This is a genomic window from Massilia sp. UYP34 (genome assembly GCF_056279385.1).
In genome coordinates, this window is record NZ_JBWBRF010000002.1 from 421,900 (window position 1) to 438,438 (window position 16,539).

Genomic DNA, 16,539 nt, shown 5'->3' on the forward strand with positions numbered 1-16,539 from the left:
CGCTCGCTACGGTTTCTCGAGGCGCGGGGACGTCGCGTGACAGATGGGGGGAAGCTTCGAAAGCATTACGGCAACAGCACCGAGAGTTCCTGCGCGCCGCGCTGCAGGATGGGCAGGAACTCCTCGCGCATGCGTTCGACGCTCACGCGGCCGGCCTGGGCGCCGACGTTGAGCGCGGCCAGCACCTGGCCGGTCGCCCCGCGCACCGGAACGGCGATCGAACGCAAGCCCAGTTCGAGTTCCTCGTCGTTGACGGCGTAGCCGTCGCGGCGCACGCGCAGCAGGATCTCGCGCAGGCGCTTCTGGCTGGTGACGGTCTTGTCCGTCATGGGGCGCAGCTTCACGCGCGCCAGATAGTCGTCCAGGGCCTCGGGCGGCAGGTGCGCCAGCATCACGCGGCCAAGCGACGTGCAATAGGCCGGCAGGCGGCTGCCCGTGTTCAGGGCCACCGACATCACGCGCGAAGTGGCCGAGCGCGCCACGTACAGCACCTCGCCGTCGTCGAGCACCGCGAGCGAGCACGACTCTCCCAGCTCGCGGCTGATGGCGTTCAGGTAGGGCTGGCTGGAGACGGTCAGCGGCGTCGACGACAGGTAGGAGTAGCCGAGCGTCAGCACTTTCGGGCGCAGCGAGAAGTTGTTCAGTTCGGCGTCGACATAGCCGAGTTGCTGCAGCGTGTAGAGGCAGCGGCGCACGGCGGCGCGCGGGATGCCGGTCTTCTGGCTGATCTGGGCGATGGTCTGGGGTTTGCCCGAGTCGCTGAAGGCCTGCACCACCGCCAGGCCGCGGGCCAGCGAGGTCATGAAGCTCGGATCGGTCATCGCGTCGATCTGCTCGGCGATGGTCGCCTCGCGTTCCTCGTGCAGGCCGGCAGGGCCGGCGGCGGCCGTCGCGGGTGCTTTGCTTATCGGTTTTTTCATGGCGCGATTTTAATGCAAGGGCAGGGCGCTTTGATTGGGATTTTTTCTTGACCTTTCGGGCGCCGTGCCACTACACTGATTTGGTCGGTAATCAATCATTAGTTCGATTATCGAACATTTCGAAAATTCAATCAAGCTCGAAATTCGAGCGCGATATTCAAGCTCGACATTCAGGCTGCGCCGTCGCCACAGGGCGCACGACAGGGAACACCAAGGTGAACACATGATCGACAAAACCTATGAATCGCTGGAGCGCGCCGTCGCCGACGTGCACGACGGCGCAACCGTCATGATCGGCGGCTTCGGCAACGCCGGCATGCCGTCCGCGCTGATCGACGCGCTGATCGCGCAAGGTGCGCGCGAGCTCACGATCGTCAACAACAATGCCGGCAACGGCGACACCGGCCTGGCGGCGCTGCTCAAGGCCCGGCGGGTCCGCAAGATCGTCTGCTCCTTCCCGCGCCAGACCGACTCGCAGCATTTCGACGCCCTGTACCGCGCCGGCGAGATCGAGCTGGAACTGACGCCGCAGGGCAACCTGGCCGAACGCATCCGCGCCGCCGGCGCCGGCATCGGCGGCTTCTTCACCCCGACCGGCTACGGCACACTGCTGGCCGAAGGCAAGGAAACGCGCCTGATCGACGGCCGTCACTATGTGCTCGAGTCGCCGATCCACGCCGACTTCGCGCTGATCAAGGCGCTGCGCGGCGACCGCTGGGGCAACCTCGTGTACCGCAAGACGGCGCGCAACTTCGGCCCGATCATGGCGATGGCCGCCAAGACCACCATCGCCCAGGTGGCCGAGATCGTCCCGCTCGGCGAACTCGACCCGGAAGTCATCGTCACGCCTGGCATCTTCGTGCAGCGTGTCGTGAAGGAGGCAGCATGAACAGCCCACTGAACCACAGCCCAATGAACCGATTCACCCGCGACCAGATCGCCGCCCGCGTGGCGCAGGACATCCACGAAGGCGCGTATGTCAACCTCGGGATCGGCCTGCCGACCAAGGTCGCCAACTACCTGCCGGCCGATCGCGAAGTTTTCCTGCACAGCGAGAACGGCCTGCTCGGCATGGGGCCGGCCCCAGGTCCGGGCGAGGAAGACGACGACCTGATCAACGCCGGCAAGCAGCCGGTCACCCTGCTTACCGGCGGCGCCTACTTCCACCACGGCGACTCGTTCGCCATGATGCGCGGCGGTCACCTCGACGTCTGCGTGCTGGGCGCGTTCCAGGTCTCGGAAAAGGGCGACCTGGCCAACTGGCACACCGGCGCGCCGGACGCGATCCCCGCCGTGGGCGGCGCGATGGATCTGGCGATCGGCGCCAAGCAGGTGTTCGTGATGATGGACCACCAGACCAAGCAGGGCGAAAGCAAGATCGTGCGCGAATGCACCTACCCGTTGACCGGTGTGGCCTGCGTGAACCGCATCTACACCGATCTGGCCGTGCTCGACGTCACCCCGAATGGCCTGGTCGTGCGCGAAATGGCGCCGGGCCTCTCTTTTGAAGCCTTGCAGGCGGCCACCAGCGCACCCCTCCTGGCCCCCGAATCGAAAGGATGAACATGACTGAAGCGTATATTGTCGACGCGATCCGCACGCCCATCGGCCGCTACGGCGGCGCGCTCAAGGACGTGCGCGCCGACGACCTGGGCGCGGTGCCGCTGCGCGAACTCATGCAGCGCAACCCCGGCGTGGACTGGAGCGCCGTCGACGACGTGGTGTTCGGCTGCGCCAACCAGGCCGGCGAAGACAACCGCAACGTGGCCCGCATGGCTTCGCTGCTGGCGGGACTGCCGCCGGACGTGCCCGGCACGACCGTGAACCGCCTGTGCGGCTCCGGGATGGACGCGATCGGCATCGCCGCGCGCGCCATCAAGTCGGGCGAGACGCGCTTGATGATCGCCGGCGGCGTCGAATCGATGACGCGCGCGCCGTTCGTGATGGGCAAGGCCGACAGCGCCTTCTCGCGCCAGGCCGCGCTCTTCGACACCACGATCGGCTGGCGCTTCCCCAACAAGCAGATGAAAGCGCTGTACGGCACCGACTCGATGCCGGAAACGGCCGAGAACGTGGCAAACGACTACCAGATCTCGCGCGAGGACCAGGACCGCTTCGCCCTGGCCAGCCAGCAGAAGACGGCGCGCGCCCAGAAAGAGGGCCTGTATGCGGACGAAATCGTGCCGGTCTTGATCCCTCAGAAGAAAGGAGAGCCCATCGTCTTCGCCCAGGACGAGCACCCGCGCGAGACCAGCATGGAAGCGCTGGCGAAACTGAAAGGGGTCGTGCATCCCGAGGGCAGCGTTACCGCCGGCAACGCCTCGGGCGTGAACGACGGTGCGGCGGCGCTGCTGGTGGCCAGCAAAGAGGCCATGGAAAAATACGGCTTGCGTCCGCGCGCGCGCATCGTCGGCATGGCCACCGCCGGCGTGCCGCCGCGCGTGATGGGCATCGGCCCGGCGCCGGCCACCAGGAAGCTGATGCAGCAGCTCGGCATGCACCTGGACCAGATGGACATCATCGAGCTCAACGAAGCGTTCGCGTCGCAGGCGCTGGCCGTCCTGCGCGACCTGGGCATCGCCGACGACGATCCGCGCGTGAATCCCTACGGCGGCGGCATTGCGCTGGGCCATCCGCTCGGCATGAGCGGCGCGCGCCTGGTGACGACGGCGGTGTATCAGCTGCACCGGACGGGCGGACGGTACGCCTTGTGCACCATGTGCATCGGGGTCGGGCAGGGCATCGCCATGGTGATCGAACGCGTCTGACAGCGGTTTTCACCGATTCGAGTAACAGAGTAGCAGGAGACAAAATGAACAAGCACCACACCTCACGCGGGAGGCAGCCATGATCGGCAACTTCATCGGCGTGCTCTTCGACGGGATCGCCTACGGCAGCCTGTTGTTCCTGATTAGCGTCGGCCTGTCGGTCACGATGGGCCTGATGAACTTCGTCAACCTGGCGCACGGCGCCTTTGCCATGGTGGGCGGCTACGTCTGCGTCACCCTGCTCGGCAAGCTCGGGCTGCCCTTCCTGGCCACGCTGCCGCTGGCCTTCATCGCCGCGGCGGTCGTCGGCCTGGTCCTCGAACGCACGCTGTACCGCCGGCTGTACAAGGCCAGCCACCTCGACCAGGTGCTGTTCTCGATTGGCCTGACCTTCATGGCGGTGGCCGGCGCCACCTTCCTGTTCGGCCCGACCCAGCAACCGGTCAACCTGCCCGACTGGCTGCGCGGCCAGGTCCACGTGCTGGGCCTGGACCTGGGTTCCTACCGGCTGTTCCTGATCGCGGTCGTCGTGCTGATCACGCTGGGCCTGTACCTGCTGATCGAGCGTACCCGCTTCGGCGCCCAGATCCGCGCCTCGGTCGACAACCAGACCGCCGCCGCCGGTCTCGGCATCAACGTCAGCCGCGTCTTTTCGCTGACCTTCGCGCTCGGTTCGGGTCTCGCCGGCCTGGGCGGAGGATTGGGTATCGACGTGCTGGGCCTGGACCCGAGCTTCCCCGTCAAGTACATGGTCTACTTCCTGCTGGTGGTCGCCGTCGGCGGCGCCGGCTCGATCAAGGGACCGCTGATCGCCGCGCTGATCCTCGGCGTGTTCGACGTCGCCGGCAAGTACTACGTGCCCGAAGTGGGCGCCTTCGTCATCTACACGCTGATGGTCGTGCTCCTGATTCTGTTCCCGTTCGGTCTGGTACGGAGGAAAGCATGAGCGACTATTCCACTTCCGCCTTGAGGGCCAAGGCCCCGACCACCCCGGATTCCGCCATGGACACTGCGACCACCACCGTACCACCGAGCGCCATGCAGCACCGTGCGCGGCGCCTGCCGAACGACCGCTGGAAGCCGCTGGAGATCATGTTCTGGCTGTTGCCGGTCGCCTCCTACTTCCTGTTCCCGGACTACCTGGTGCTGACCAGCCAGATCATGATCATCGGCCTGTTCGCGCTGTCGCTCGATCTGATCCTCGGCTATGCGGGGATCGTCTCGCTCGGCCACGCGGCGTTCTTCGGCCTGGGCGCGTATACCGCCGGCCTGCTGTCGGTGCATGGCTGGGGCGAACCGGTTTCCGGGCTCCTGGCCGCGGCGCTGGTGGCCGGGGTGATGGGCTTCATCGTCAGCTTCCTCGTGGTGCGCGGCCAGGACCTGGCGCGCCTGATGGTCACGCTCGGCATCGGCCTGATGCTGTTCGAGGCCGCCAACAAGGCGGCCTTCATCACCGGCGGCGTCGACGGCCTGTCGGGCATGGTGATGGATAACCTGTTCGGCGTCTTCGAGTTCGACCTGTACGGCAAGACCGCCTTCTGGTACAGCTTCGGCGTGCTGTTCATCCTGTTCGTGGTGCTGCGCCGACTGGTCAACTCGCCCTTCGGCCTGTCGCTGCGCGGCATCCGCGAAAGCGGCCGCCGCATGCCGGCCATCGGCGCCGACGTCGACCTGCGCCTGAAGGCGATCTTCACGGTCAGCGCGGCCATCGCCGGCGTCGCCGGCGCGCTGCTGGCCCAGACCACCCAGTTCGTCGGGCTGGACGTGCTGGGCTTCCCGCGCTCGGCCGAACTCCTGATCATGCTGGTCCTCGGCGGCACCGGCCGCCTGTATGGCGCCCTCATCGGCGCGGCGGTATTCATGGTGGCCCAGGACTATATTTCGGGTCTTGATCCGGCCTACTGGCAGTTCTACATCGGCCTGCTGCTGGTGCTGATCGTGCTGTTCGCACGCGGCGGCATCCTCGGCGGCCTCGAGAAGATCGTCGCCAGGTTCAAGCGCAAGGAGGCGGCATGAGCACCAGAAACAGCACCAGCACCGGCGCCCTGCGCACCGAAGCGCTGTCCAAGGCATGGGGCGCCTTCAAGGCGAACACCGACATTTCGCTCACGTTCGAGCCGGGTGCGCGCCATGCGCTGATCGGCCCGAACGGCGCCGGCAAGACCACCTTCATCAACCTGCTGACCGGCGGCTTTGCGCCCACCAGCGGCAAGGTCTGGCTCGGCGGCCAGGACATCACGAGGCTGCCGCAGCACGAGCGCGTGAAGCTCGGCATGACGCGCACCTTCCAGATCAACACGCTGTTCGCGGGCATGACCGTGCTCGAGTCGGTGGTGCTGGCGATCTGCGAGCGGCGCGGCCTGCAGAAAACCTGGTGGAAGACGGTCGAGAAGCACGACGACGTCGTGGCGGAGGCGATGGCCCTGCTGGCGACGCTGAAGCTGACCAGGGAAGCCGACGCCATCACGAGCAGCCTGGCCTACGGCAAGCAGCGCCTGGTCGAGATCGCGCTGGCCCTGGCCACGAAACCGAAGATCCTGCTGCTGGACGAGCCGGCGGCCGGCATTCCCTCGGCCGAGAGCCGCGAACTGTTCGAAGTGATCGCGGGGCTGCCGCGCGACGTGACGGTGGTCTTCATCGAACACGACATGGGACTGGTGTTCCGCTTCGCCGAACGCATCACGGTGCTGGTGGGAGGCCAGGTGCTGACCGAGGGGACGCCGGCGGAGATCGCGGCCGATCCGCGCGTGAAGGAAGTGTATCTGGGCGAGGTGGAACATGGCTGAACTGCTGGTGTTGGACAAGGTAACGGCCGGCTACGGCGAATCGATCGTGCTCGAAGACGTCTCGTTTTCGATGAACGAGGGCGACAGCCTGGCGCTGCTGGGGCGTAACGGTGTCGGCAAGACCAGCCTGCTGGTGACGCTGATGGGGTTGACGCGCCTGCACAAGGGCGCGATCCGCTGGGCCGGACGCGACATCGCGCGGGTGCCGACCTACCGCCGCTCGCGCGACGGCCTGGGCTGGGTACCGCAGGAGCGCCACATGTTCCCTTCGCTGACCGTCGAGGAGCACCTGACGGTGGTGGAGCGCCCGGGGCCATGGACGCTGGCGAAGATCTACGAGATCTTCCCGCGCCTGTATGAACGCCGTGCCAACATGGGCAGCCAGCTTTCGGGAGGCGAGCAGCAGATGCTGGCGATCGCCAGGGCCCTGATGACCAACCCGCGCATCCTGCTGCTCGACGAGCCGATGGAAGGCCTGGCGCCGATCATCGTCCAGGAACTGGTGCGCGTGATCCGCCGCCTGGTGGCGGAGGAACGCATGTCGGTGATCGTGGTCGAGCAGCACGCGCGCCTGGCGCTGTCGCTGACCTCGCGCGCCATCGTGCTCGATCGCGGCCGCATCGTGCACGATTCCGACAGCGCGAGCCTGCTGGCCGATGGCGAGAAGCTCGACCGGCTGGTGGCAGTGGCTTAGGCCTGCGCTCCAGGTTCACCCTGCGGGCCCGCTCGAGCCGTAATGGTTTGTACCCGCGCCGCCACGGCGCAATCATAAGAAAACAGGAGACACACCTTGAACACGCTGAACCCAACCCGTCGCCACATCGTCCTCGGCGCCGCCGTCCTTTGCGCCGGCCTTTCCTCAAGCCCTGCCTACGCCGCCGAACCCCTGAAAGTCGGCCTGATCGTGCCCATGTCCGGCCCCTTCGCCTCGACCGGACGCCAGGTCGAAGCCGCCGTCAAGCTGTTCCTCCAGCAAAACGGCGACACCGTGGCCGGCCGCCGGATCGAGGTGATCCTGAAGGATGACGGTGGGGTCGCGCCGGACGTGACCAAGCGCCTGGCGCAGGAACTGGTCGCGCGCGACAAGGTCCAGGTGCTGGCCGGCTTCGGCCTCACGCCCCTGGCCTTCGCGGCCGCCCCGGTCGCCACCCAGGCCAAGGTGCCGATGATCGTCATGAACGCGGCCACCTCGGTGATTCCGCAGCGCTCGCCGTACATCGTCCGCACTGGCTTCACGCTGCCGCAGGTGACGGCGCCGATGGCGCAGTGGGCGGCGAAGAACGGCATCAAATCGGTGGTCACCTTCGTGTCCGACTACGGCCCCGGCATCGATGCCGAGAAGGTCTTCGTCAAGGACTTCACCAAGGCCGGCGGCAAGATCGTCGCCTCGCTGCGTGCGCCGCTGCGCAACCCGGACTATTCGCCGTTCCTGGCGCGCGTCAAGGATGCCAAGCCCGACGCGCTGTTCGTCTTCGTGCCCTCGGGCGAGGGCGCGGCCGTGCTCAAGCAGTTCACCGACCGCGGCCTGGGCCAGGCCGGCATTCGCCTGATCGCCACCGGCGACGTGCTGGACGACGACCTGATGCCGAGCATCGGGCCTTCGGCGATCGGCGTGGTCAGCAGCCACCATTATTCGGCCGCCCACCCATCGCCCGAGAACAAGACGTTCGTTGCGGCCTTCACCCAGGCGAACAAGGGCATGCGCCCGAACTTCCATGCGGTGGGCGCCTACGACGGCATGCAACTGTTGTGGGCGGCCCTGAAGAAGACCAATGGCAATAGCGAGGGGCCGAAGCTGATCGCGGCGATGAAGGGGCATTCGTGGAACAGCGTGCGCGGCCCTGTCTCGATCGACCCGGCCACGCGCGACATCGTGCAGACGGTCTATATCCGCAAGGCCGAGCAGGGCGCGGGCGGCGTGTTCAACGTCGAATTCGACAAGGTCGAGAAGTTCAAGGATCCAGGCGTCGAATAAATCTCGCGCGGGTGCAGAGGCGGCATCACTTGCCGCCGCTCTCGCCCGGCATGGCCAGCGGCGCCCGGCTTTGTTCGTTGTTCTCTTCGACCAGCTTGGCCAGCAGGCCCATGAACTGCGCCTGCTCCTCGCCGCTCAGCGGCGCGAGCAGGCGCTGGCGCAGCCGCTGCGCCCCCGGCACCAGGCCGTCGAGCAGTTGCCGGCCGGCGGCCGTGATCGTCAGCGCCCGCTGGCGCCGGTTATGCGGAATCACCTTGCGTTCGAGCAGTCCCTTTTCTTCGAGGCGGGCGCAGACCGTGGCGCCGGTCGAGGTATCGATCGCGGCCAGCCCGGCCAGCGACACCTGGTCGATGCCCGGATGCTCGGCGAGCCGGCTCAGCATCGCATATTGCACCGGCGTCAGTTCGCTTCCCATCTCGTCGTAGAACAGCGACACCGAGATCTGCTGGGCGCGCCGCAACAGGTGGCCGGGGTGCTGGTACAAGTCGAGCATCGAGCTCTGGTCGTCAGGAGCTTTTTCCATTTGCATGTTTCTAGTTGTTATCCGCGCGTCGTTCTTGCGCAGCGCACCATCAAAATAATCACGAAACCCGGTTTACTTCGGCCCGCAAACGCGTAATACTTTTCTCACATTCAGTGTACTGAATATCCCTGAATATACGATAAAGACGACAAAGGAGACAAGGATGTTCCCTAAAAATGCGTGGTACGTGGCCTGCACCCCGGACGAGATCGATGGCAAGCCGCTGGGCCGCCAGATCTGCGGCGAGAAAATCGTGTTCTACCGTGGCGAGAACGGCAAGGTTGCGGCGGTCGAGGACTTCTGCCCCCACCGCGGTGCGCCGCTGTCCCTCGGTTTCGTCCGTGACGGCAATCTCGTGTGCGGCTACCACGGGCTCGAGATGGGGTGCGAAGGCAAGGCCATCAGCATGCCGGGCCAGCGCGTGCGCGGCTTCCCCTGCATCCGCAGCTACGCCGTCGAGGAGCGCTACGGCTTCATCTGGGTCTGGCCGGGCGAGCAGGCGCTGGCCGACCCTGCCGCCATCCATCATCTGGAGTGGGCGGACAGTCCCGAGTGGGCCTATGGCGGCGGCCTGTATCACATCAACTGCGACTACCGCCTGATGGTCGACAACCTGATGGACTTGACGCACGAAACCTATGTCCATGCCTCGAGCATCGGCCAGAAGGAAATCGACGAGGCGCCGGTCACCACGAAAGTGGAGGGCGAGCAGGTCGTCACCAGCCGCTTCATGGAAAACATCATGCCGCCGCCGTTCTGGCAGGCGGCGCTGCGCGGCAACGGCCTGGCCGACGACGTGCCGGTCGACCGCTGGCAGATCTGCCGCTTCAACGCGCCCAGCCACGTGATGATCGAAGTGGGCGTGGCGCACGCCGGCCACGGCGGCTACCACGCCGATCCGGCGTACAAGGCCTCGAGCATCGTGGTCGACTTCATCACCCCCGAAACCGAGACCTCGCACTGGTATTTCTGGGGCATGGCGCGCAACTTCAAGCCACAGGACGCCGAACTGACGAAGACCATCCGCGAAGGCCAGGGCAAGATCTTCAGCGAAGACCGCGAGATGCTGGAACTGCAGCAGCAAAACATCCTGCGCCATCCGGACAGGAAGCTCCTGATGCTGAACATCGATGCCGGCGGCGTGCAGTCGCGCCGCATCATCGACGCCTGGCTGGCCAGGGAACGGCCGCAGGAGGTGGCGGCATGAGCACGATCGAGGTGAGGGTGGCCGGCAAGGCGATCGAGGCCGACGGCATCTGCAGCTATGAGTTGGCGCCGCTCGCCGGCGGCGCGTTGCCGGGATTCGAGGCCGGCGCCCACGTGGACGTGCACCTGCCCGGCAATCTGGTGCGCCAGTACTCGCTGTGCAACGCGCCGGGCGAAACCCACCGCTACCAGATCGGCGTGCTGCTCGACGCCGATTCGCGCGGCGGCTCGCAGGCCATGCACGACCAGATCGAGGTCGGCTCGGTGCTGACGATCAGCGCGCCGAAGAACCATTTTCCGCTGGTCGAGGCCGAGCGCACGGTACTGCTGGCGGGCGGCATCGGCGTGACGCCGATCCTGGCGATGGCCGAGGCGCTGGCGGCCAGGGGCGCAGCCTTCGAGCTCCATTACTGTGCCCGTTCTCCCGAGAAGGCGGCGTTCAAGGAGCGGCTCGGGCAGTCGCACCTGCGCAGCCTCGTGCAGTTCCACTACGACAGCGGCGAGTCCGCACAAAAGCTCGACTTGCCGGCCGTACTCGGCGCGCCGGCGCCCGGCACCCACCTGTACGTGTGCGGGCCGCAGGGTTTCATCGACTACGTGCTGGGCGGCGCACAGGCGCTGGGCTGGCCGCAGGCGCAGCTGCACGTCGAGTACTTCAGCGCGGCGGCGGTGGACACGAGCGGCGACCAGGCGTTCGAGGTCAGGCTCGCGTCGAACGGCAAGGTGGTGACGGTGGCGGCCGGCCAGACGGTGATCGAGGCGCTGCTTGGTGCCGGCGTCACGGTCCCGTACTCGTGCGAGGAAGGCGTCTGCGGCACGTGCCTGACCCGCGTGCTCGAGGGCGTGCCGGAACACCGCGACATGTACCTGACCGAGGAAGAGCAGGCGGCGAACGACCAGTTCACGCCGTGCTGCTCGCGCGCGAAAACCAGGGTGCTGGTGCTGGATCTGTAGGACGCGCCGCGGGAAGCTCCCGCGGCGACCCGCTCACAGCGCCTACAGCGCCTGCACGAAGCCGGCGACACTGGCCGCAAACGCCTCCGGCTGCTCCACCGCCGCCAGGTGCGAGGCGTGCGCGATCACTTCCAGCCGCGCGTCGGGAATCGCTTGCGCCAGCACCTCGGCCATCGCCACCGGCGTTCCCTGGTCCAGTTCTCCCGCCAGCACCAGGGTCGGCACGGCGACTTGCCCCAGCCGCGCGGTGGTGTCGACGCGCCCCACCGCATTGCAGCAACCGATATAGCCTGCCGGATCGGTGGTCACCAGGCGCCGCCGGAAGCGCGCCACGGTCGCGGCTTTGCGCGCCCGGAAGTCGTCATGGAAGTAGCGCCCCATGACCGCGTCGGCGATCGCCTCGATGCCCTGTTCGCGTACGGTGGCGATGCGCTGCTCCCACACGGCGCGCGCCGCTTCCGGGTAGCCGCTGGTGGTGTTGGCCAGCACCAGCGCGCGCACCAGCGCCGGATGGCGCAGGGCCAGTTCCTGCCCGACCATGCCGCCCATCGACAGGCCGATCCAGACCACCGGGCCGGTGTCGAGTTCGCGCAGCAGGCGCGCGGCGTCGTCGGCCAGGTCGGCCATCGCATACAGCCCCTCGGGCGCGTCCGAACTGCCGTGGCCGCGGTGGTCGTAGGCGACGACGCGGCAGTCCTGCGCCAGCGTGTTGGCCAGGCTGTCCCACATGCTCAGGTCGCAGCCGAGCGCATGACTGAGGACGACCGTGTGGCGCGGCGCCTTGCCGCTACGCGGCTCGCGCACGCTGTAGTGCAGGGCCGGGCTGCTCGCCGTGCGGCCCGCGCGGCCGATGCCCGGATGCGCGGCCGCGGCCGGCGCCGCCGGCGCCAGGGCGTAGCCGATCTGCTCGCCGACTTCGCGCAGGATCTGCAGGGTGTGCGTGAAGGCCGTGTTGGCGGCGGGCACCCCGGCGTAGACGGCCGACTGCATCAGGATTTCCTTGATCTCGTCGGGGCTCAGGCGGCTGTCTTCCTCACCCAGCAGGGCGGCGCGCACGTGCAGCTCGAATTCTTCCCAGCGCCCGAGGGCGATCGTGATCGACAGGACGATCGCGCGCCGCATCTTGTGCTCGAGCCCGGGGCGGCCCCAGATCTCGTTCCAGGCGAAGCGGGTGATCAGGTTCTGGAAGTCGGCGTTGAAACCATTCGCATTGTTCAGCGAACGGTCGACCCAGGCGTCGCCGAGGACGCTGCGGCGGTTCTGCAGGCCGCGTTCGAAATCGTGGTCAAGGGGATCGAAGCTCATGCGCGTTGTACTCCGTGAATTCAGTCGTGAAAGGGATGGGTGGCGCCGAGCACGGCCATGCGGCCGCGCAGGCCTTGCAGCTGGCCTTCGGCCAGGCGGCGCGCGGGCTGGGCGGCGGCGAGCGGGTCGAAGCGGGCGGCCAGCTGGGGCAGGTCGACGTGCCCGGCCAGCTGCGGGTCGGCCTGGACGGCTTCGCGCAGCAGGGCGTGCAGGTCGCGATCGTGGCCGGCGCGCCGGCTGAGGCCTTCGAGCAGCGCATGCGCCTGCGGCCGGCCGATGGCGCCGGCCAGGTAGCTCGACGCGCTTTCGGCAAACACCAGGCCGTGCAGCGCCTCGATATTGCGCAGCATGCGCGCCGGGTCGACCATCAAGCCCGCGAAGGCCTCGTTCAGCGCGCGCAGGGCGCCATGGGCGGACAGGAACAGGTTCGGCCACTCTGCCAGCTCGGCCTGCCAGTTGCCGAGGCCGCGCTCGTGCTCCTGGCCCATGCAGGCCAGCAGGGCGGCGGCATGCTGGGGCGTGCGCCGGGCGGCGGCCAGCGCGATCATCGCCGATACCGGGTTGCGCTTGTGGGGCATCGCCGACGAGCCGCCGCGGCCATTGCCGGACGGTTCGGCCAGCTCCGCCACCTCGCCCTGGGCCATCAGGCTCAGGTCGGTCGCCAGCTTGCCCAGGCTGCCCGCCAGCACGGCCACTTCGAGGCCCAGCCGCACCCATTCGTCGCGCTGGGTGTGCCAGGCGGCGTCCGCCACCTTCAGGCGCAGCTCCTCTGCCACGCGTTCGGCCACGGCGCCGCCGTGTTCGCCCAGCACCGACAGGGTGCCGACCGCGCCGCCCAGCTGCAGCTGCAGCGCGCGGGCGGCCGCCAGGCGCAATTGCTCGCGCGCGCGCACCAGCGGCGCCAGCCAGCCGGCGGCCTTGAAGCCCAGGCTCGTCACCTGCGCCGGCTGCATCAGCGTGCGTGCCAGCACGGGCGTGGCCAGGTGGCGCTCGGCCAGCGCCAGCAGGTGTTCGCCCAGTTCGTGCAGGCCATCGTCCAGCAGCCGCAGGGCTTCGCGCGTGACGAGCACCATCGCCGTGTCGACCACATCCTGGCTGGTGCTGCCCCAGTGCACGTGGCGCGCGGCCTCGGCATCGTACAGGCCGACCGTCCGGGTGAGTTCCTTCACCAGGGGAATGGCGAGGCTGCCCGCGCGGCGCCCGGCATCGATGATGGCGGGGATGTCGTACAGCTGGGCGTTGCACACGCCGGCGATGGCCGCCGCCGCCGCGGGCGGCACCAGCCCCTCGGCCGCCTGCGCACGCGCCAGCGCGGCTTCGAAGGCAAACATGGCCTGCACCACCGCCGCGTCGTCGAACGCGGCGATCATGTCCGGCGTGGTCAGGAAACTGTCGAAGATCGAGACGCTCATACGTTTAGTTGCTCATACATAGTCGAAGAAAACGGTTTCCTGCTCGCCCTGCAGATGGATGTCCCAGCGATAGGAGGGCTCGCCCCGGCCATCCTCCATCTTGCGGGCCAGCAGCGTGGCGCGGCGCGCCTGCGGCACCTGGTTCAGGATGGCGGACTGCGCCAGGGCGGCGTCGTCCTCCAGGAAGACCGCCGTGAACTGGTGCTTGACGAGCCCGCGCGCGAACACGGTGACGTACATCAGCGGCTCGCCGCCGCCGGCGGGCGCGGCCACGCGCATGCTGAATTCGCCCTGCTCGCCGCTCGGCGCGCGGCGAAAGCCCGGGATCAGCCGCCCGGGCTCGGCGTCGGCCCCCTGCGGCGTCCAGACCTCGATCTGGGCGTCGTTGACTGGCGCGCCGTCGCCGTCGTAGATGACGCCGCTGACGAGGACCGTGGCGCCGGCCGCCGGCACGGCGTCCGGCAGCGAGGCGTCGACGGCCCACTGCCAGGCTTCATGCGAGAACGGACCGATGGTCTGGGAAGTCGTGATCTTGCTCATCGTGCGTTCTCCTTACAGGTCCATGGGCGTGGCATGGCGGCCACGCAGGACGATATCGAATTCGTAGCCCAGCATCTCGCTGCCCACCGTGTGTTCGAGGCTGAAGCGCGACACCAGCCGCTGGCGCGCCGCTTCGTCGGGCACGCTCTGGAAGATCGGGTCGTAGTCGAACAGCGGGTCGCTCGGGAAATACATCTGGGTCACCAGGCGCTGCGCATACACGTTGCCGAACAGCGAAAAGTGGATGTGGGCCGGGCGCCAGGCCTTGTCGTGGTTGCCCCAGGGGTAGGGGCCGGGCTTGATCGTCACGAAGCGGTAGCGGCCCTCGTCGTCGGTCAGCATCTTGCCGACGCCGTGGAAATTCGGGTCGAGCGGCGCCGCGTGCTGGTCCCGGTTGTGCCAGTAGCGTCCGGCCGAGTTCGCCTGCCACACCTCCACCAGCGAATTGCGCACCGGCTTGCCGTCTTCGTCGCACACGCGCCCGGTGACGACGATCTTTTCGCCGAGCGGCTCGCCGTCGCCGTGCCGCGTGAGGTCGACATCGTTCGGCAGCAGGATGCGCGGCGTGGCGACGATGTTCTGCGTCACCGGCAGCGGCGCTTCGATGCGCAGCATCGGCTGGGAGGGGCCACGCTTGACGGTGGATTTGTAGGACGGGTAGACGAGTTCGGGGTACACGCCCGGCTCGACGAGATCGAATTTCACGGCCTTGTCTCCTTCGATATGGTTGGTCAGTGCCGGGATATCGTAAGGAAAGGTGGTTGGGCCGACAATGGGAGGGATGAGCGCGGCGTCCGCACAGCGCACGAAGTGTGCGATACTCGCACAAATCATCCTTCTTTTCAGTCCATGAGCCAAGACGCAGCGCAGCCGCTCGCCCGCGACCTCGTCGCCGGCCTCGACAAGGGCCTGAAGGTCATCGAAGCGTTCGACCAGGAACGCTCGCGCCTGACGATCGCCGAGGTGGCGCAGGCGACCGGGCTGACGCGCGCCGCCGCGCGCCGCTACCTGATCACGCTCACGCATCTGGGCTACATGCGCCACGAGAACAAGCTGTTCTCGCTGACCCCGGCCGTGCTGCGGCTCGGCCAGTCCTACCTGCATTCGGCGCGCCTGCCGCGCATCGCCCAGCCGCTGCTGTACCGGCTGGCGTATTCGCTGGGCGAAGCCGCCTCGGTGGGTGTGCTCGACCACGACCAGCTGGTCTGCGTGGCGGCCGTGAGCGCGGGCCAGCTGGTATCCGGCACGCTGCAGCCGGGCACGCGCGTGCCGGCCTGGTGCACGGCCAACGGGCGGATGCTGCTCGCCAGCCTGCCGCAGGAGCGGGTCGACGAGTTCCTGGAACGCGCCCAGCCCGAGCAGATCACCGTGCACACCATCGTCAACAAGGAACGCCTGGCGCTGGAAATCGCGCGCAGCCGGGCCCAGGGCTACGCCCTGGTCGACCAGGAACTGGAACTGGGCCTGCGCGCGATTGCGGTGCCGCTCAGGAATTTTCGCGGCGACGTCGTGGCCGCGATGAACGTCAGCGTCCACGCGGCGCGCCTGCCTGCCCAGCAGATGGTCGAGCGCTGCCTGCCGGCGATGATCAAGATTCAGGTCGAGTTGGGCGCGCTGCTGTAAGCGGCTAAGCGCCTGACAAGACCTCTGGACGTACCGCCAGCAGATGAGCGAGCAGGCAAGTGAAAGAGACGCCTGATGGATGTCTGCCCGTCGCTCATGCCGGATTCGCGATGACGGAATAAGTCAACGTGTGTCGTGCACCTGGGCGCCCGACATCTTGGCGTCGAGCGGCAGGCCACGTTGATCCATGGTGCTTGCAGCCAAGCTTGCCACGATTGGTCGGGTTTCGGGCCCATATGTTCGCCACCTGCAGGGGCCGGTACGCTGGCAGCATCAACGCTAGCTCGATCCCGGATGATCGGGTCGTGCTCTCGCAGTCGTCGCAGAACTGCCTCGTGGATGCGCTGCCAAACGCCGGCTTGCATCCATTCGTGCAGTCGACGCCAACAAGTCATGCCAATGCCGCAGCCGAGTTCGCGAGGCAGGTGTTCCCACGGCATCCCAGTCTTGAGCACAATAGAATCCCAGTCAGGGTCGCGCGATCATCGATACGTGGCCGTGCGCCTTTCTACGATCTGCGACGATGG

17 protein-coding genes and 1 pseudogene are annotated in these 16,539 nt (G+C 67.5%); 11 read left to right on the forward strand and 7 right to left on the reverse strand.

Annotation, left to right across the window (positions count from 1 at the left end; translation table 11 throughout):
• Positions 1-65: 65 nt before the first annotated feature.
• Complete coding sequence (locus ACZ9AQ_RS05230) at positions 66-920, reverse strand: IclR family transcriptional regulator domain-containing protein (RefSeq protein WP_429202238.1); 855 nt, start codon at positions 918-920, stop codon at positions 66-68.
• A gap of 223 nt (positions 921-1,143) precedes the next feature.
• Between ACZ9AQ_RS05230 and ACZ9AQ_RS05235 the strand changes: the two genes are divergently transcribed.
• From ACZ9AQ_RS05235 to ACZ9AQ_RS05270, 8 genes are all read left to right on the forward strand, one after another.
• The gene (locus tag ACZ9AQ_RS05235; RefSeq protein WP_429202236.1) at positions 1,144-1,809 is read left to right on the forward strand and encodes a 3-oxoacid CoA-transferase subunit A; all 666 of its coding nucleotides are present in this window, start codon (positions 1,144-1,146) and stop codon (positions 1,807-1,809) included.
• Between the two features lie 23 nt (positions 1,810-1,832).
• On the forward strand, positions 1,833-2,483 hold the full coding sequence (locus ACZ9AQ_RS05240) for a CoA transferase subunit B (protein WP_429202235.1): 651 nt from the start codon (positions 1,833-1,835) through the stop codon (positions 2,481-2,483).
• 2 nt (positions 2,484-2,485) lie between these two features.
• A complete protein-coding gene (gene pcaF, locus ACZ9AQ_RS05245; protein WP_429202233.1) occupies positions 2,486-3,688 on the forward strand; it encodes a 3-oxoadipyl-CoA thiolase in 1,203 nt (400 codons plus the stop codon).
• 79 nt (positions 3,689-3,767) lie between these two features.
• Entirely contained in the window at positions 3,768-4,634 is an 867-nt protein-coding gene (locus ACZ9AQ_RS05250) for a branched-chain amino acid ABC transporter permease (RefSeq protein ID WP_429202231.1), read from the forward strand.
• Between the two features lie 56 nt (positions 4,635-4,690).
• Positions 4,691-5,704: a branched-chain amino acid ABC transporter permease gene (locus tag ACZ9AQ_RS05255; protein ID WP_429202837.1), complete on the forward strand. Its 1,014-nt coding sequence runs from the start codon at positions 4,691-4,693 to the stop codon at positions 5,702-5,704.
• Positions 5,701-6,474 carry an ABC transporter ATP-binding protein gene (locus tag ACZ9AQ_RS05260; RefSeq protein ID WP_429202229.1) on the forward strand — a complete coding sequence of 258 codons (774 nt, stop codon included), beginning with the start codon at positions 5,701-5,703 and terminating at the stop codon, positions 6,472-6,474. The genes ACZ9AQ_RS05255 and ACZ9AQ_RS05260 overlap by 4 nt, the downstream gene beginning before the upstream one ends.
• Complete coding sequence (locus tag ACZ9AQ_RS05265) at positions 6,467-7,168, forward strand: ABC transporter ATP-binding protein (protein WP_429202227.1); 702 nt, start codon at positions 6,467-6,469, stop codon at positions 7,166-7,168. The genes ACZ9AQ_RS05260 and ACZ9AQ_RS05265 overlap by 8 nt, the downstream gene beginning before the upstream one ends.
• Before the next feature lie 105 nt (positions 7,169-7,273).
• Positions 7,274-8,449 carry an ABC transporter substrate-binding protein gene (locus ACZ9AQ_RS05270; RefSeq protein WP_429202835.1) on the forward strand — a complete coding sequence of 392 codons (1,176 nt, stop codon included), beginning with the start codon at positions 7,274-7,276 and terminating at the stop codon, positions 8,447-8,449.
• 25 nt (positions 8,450-8,474) lie between these two features.
• Here the strand turns inward: ACZ9AQ_RS05270 and ACZ9AQ_RS05275 are convergent, their stop codons facing one another.
• On the reverse strand, positions 8,475-8,972 hold the full coding sequence (locus ACZ9AQ_RS05275; protein ID WP_429202226.1) for a MarR family winged helix-turn-helix transcriptional regulator: 498 nt from the start codon (positions 8,970-8,972) through the stop codon (positions 8,475-8,477).
• 163 nt (positions 8,973-9,135) lie between these two features.
• On the opposite strand from ACZ9AQ_RS05275, the gene ACZ9AQ_RS05280 reads away from it, so the two are divergent.
• Together ACZ9AQ_RS05280 and ACZ9AQ_RS05285 are read left to right on the forward strand one after the other, a co-directional pair.
• Positions 9,136-10,179 carry an aromatic ring-hydroxylating dioxygenase subunit alpha gene (locus ACZ9AQ_RS05280; RefSeq protein WP_429202224.1) on the forward strand — a complete coding sequence of 348 codons (1,044 nt, stop codon included), beginning with the start codon at positions 9,136-9,138 and terminating at the stop codon, positions 10,177-10,179.
• The gene (locus ACZ9AQ_RS05285; RefSeq protein ID WP_429202222.1) at positions 10,176-11,132 is read left to right on the forward strand and encodes a PDR/VanB family oxidoreductase; all 957 of its coding nucleotides are present in this window, start codon (positions 10,176-10,178) and stop codon (positions 11,130-11,132) included. Before ACZ9AQ_RS05280 ends, ACZ9AQ_RS05285 begins: the two co-directional genes overlap by 4 nt.
• A 42-nt stretch (positions 11,133-11,174) precedes the next feature.
• Here ACZ9AQ_RS05285 and pcaCD read toward each other — a convergent pair whose 3' ends face one another.
• From pcaCD to pcaH, 4 genes are read right to left on the reverse strand one after another with little or no spacing between them, the layout of a single operon-like run.
• Entirely contained in the window at positions 11,175-12,437 is a 1,263-nt protein-coding gene (pcaCD, locus tag ACZ9AQ_RS05290; RefSeq protein WP_429202220.1) for a bifunctional 4-carboxymuconolactone decarboxylase/3-oxoadipate enol-lactonase PcaCD, read from the reverse strand.
• 20 nt (positions 12,438-12,457) lie between these two features.
• Positions 12,458-13,849 carry a 3-carboxy-cis,cis-muconate cycloisomerase gene (gene pcaB / locus ACZ9AQ_RS05295; RefSeq protein WP_429202219.1) on the reverse strand — a complete coding sequence of 464 codons (1,392 nt, stop codon included), beginning with the start codon at positions 13,847-13,849 and terminating at the stop codon, positions 12,458-12,460.
• A 12-nt stretch (positions 13,850-13,861) separates the two neighbouring features.
• Positions 13,862-14,389, reverse strand: a complete 528-nt coding sequence (locus ACZ9AQ_RS05300; protein ID WP_429202217.1) for a peptidase associated/transthyretin-like domain-containing protein — start codon at positions 14,387-14,389, stop codon at positions 13,862-13,864.
• 12 nt (positions 14,390-14,401) lie between these two features.
• A complete protein-coding gene (pcaH, locus tag ACZ9AQ_RS05305) occupies positions 14,402-15,094 on the reverse strand; it encodes a protocatechuate 3,4-dioxygenase subunit beta (RefSeq protein WP_429202215.1) in 693 nt (230 codons plus the stop codon).
• A 144-nt stretch (positions 15,095-15,238) separates the two neighbouring features.
• Here pcaH and ACZ9AQ_RS05310 point away from each other — a divergent pair, with 144 nt between their 5' ends.
• On the forward strand, positions 15,239-16,012 hold the full coding sequence (locus ACZ9AQ_RS05310; protein ID WP_429202213.1) for an IclR family transcriptional regulator domain-containing protein: 774 nt from the start codon (positions 15,239-15,241) through the stop codon (positions 16,010-16,012).
• A 129-nt stretch (positions 16,013-16,141) separates the two neighbouring features.
• On the opposite strand, the pseudogene ACZ9AQ_RS05315 reads toward ACZ9AQ_RS05310, so the two are convergent.
• Positions 16,142-16,520 (reverse strand): annotated as a pseudogene (locus ACZ9AQ_RS05315) (transposase); the annotation flags it as partial.
• Between the last annotated feature and the right edge of the window lie 19 nt (positions 16,521-16,539).

Bases quoted from the DNA above. Each gene is read 5' to 3' on its own strand.
- ACZ9AQ_RS05285 (WP_429202222.1), top strand. From the start codon at position 10,176: ATGAGCACGATCGAGGTGAGGGTGGCCGGCAAGGCGATCGAGGCCGAC.
- ACZ9AQ_RS05240 (WP_429202235.1), top strand. From the start codon at position 1,833: ATGAACCGATTCACCCGCGACCAGATCGCCGCCCGCGTGGCGCAGGAC.
- pcaF (WP_429202233.1), top strand. From the start codon at position 2,486: ATGACTGAAGCGTATATTGTCGACGCGATCCGCACGCCCATCGGCCGC.
- ACZ9AQ_RS05235 (WP_429202236.1), top strand. From the start codon at position 1,144: ATGATCGACAAAACCTATGAATCGCTGGAGCGCGCCGTCGCCGACGTG.
- ACZ9AQ_RS05260 (WP_429202229.1), top strand. From the start codon at position 5,701: ATGAGCACCAGAAACAGCACCAGCACCGGCGCCCTGCGCACCGAAGCG.
- ACZ9AQ_RS05250 (WP_429202231.1), top strand. From the start codon at position 3,768: ATGATCGGCAACTTCATCGGCGTGCTCTTCGACGGGATCGCCTACGGC.
- pcaB (WP_429202219.1), bottom strand. From the start codon at position 13,849: ATGAGCGTCTCGATCTTCGACAGTTTCCTGACCACGCCGGACATGATC.
- ACZ9AQ_RS05275 (WP_429202226.1), bottom strand. From the start codon at position 8,972: ATGGAAAAAGCTCCTGACGACCAGAGCTCGATGCTCGACTTGTACCAG.
- ACZ9AQ_RS05310 (WP_429202213.1), top strand. From the start codon at position 15,239: ATGAGCCAAGACGCAGCGCAGCCGCTCGCCCGCGACCTCGTCGCCGGC.
- ACZ9AQ_RS05230 (WP_429202238.1), bottom strand. From the start codon at position 920: ATGAAAAAACCGATAAGCAAAGCACCCGCGACGGCCGCCGCCGGCCCT.
- ACZ9AQ_RS05265 (WP_429202227.1), top strand. From the start codon at position 6,467: ATGGCTGAACTGCTGGTGTTGGACAAGGTAACGGCCGGCTACGGCGAA.
- ACZ9AQ_RS05300 (WP_429202217.1), bottom strand. From the start codon at position 14,389: ATGAGCAAGATCACGACTTCCCAGACCATCGGTCCGTTCTCGCATGAA.
- ACZ9AQ_RS05255 (WP_429202837.1), top strand. From the start codon at position 4,691: ATGGACACTGCGACCACCACCGTACCACCGAGCGCCATGCAGCACCGT.
- ACZ9AQ_RS05280 (WP_429202224.1), top strand. From the start codon at position 9,136: ATGTTCCCTAAAAATGCGTGGTACGTGGCCTGCACCCCGGACGAGATC.
- pcaCD (WP_429202220.1), bottom strand. From the start codon at position 12,437: ATGAGCTTCGATCCCCTTGACCACGATTTCGAACGCGGCCTGCAGAAC.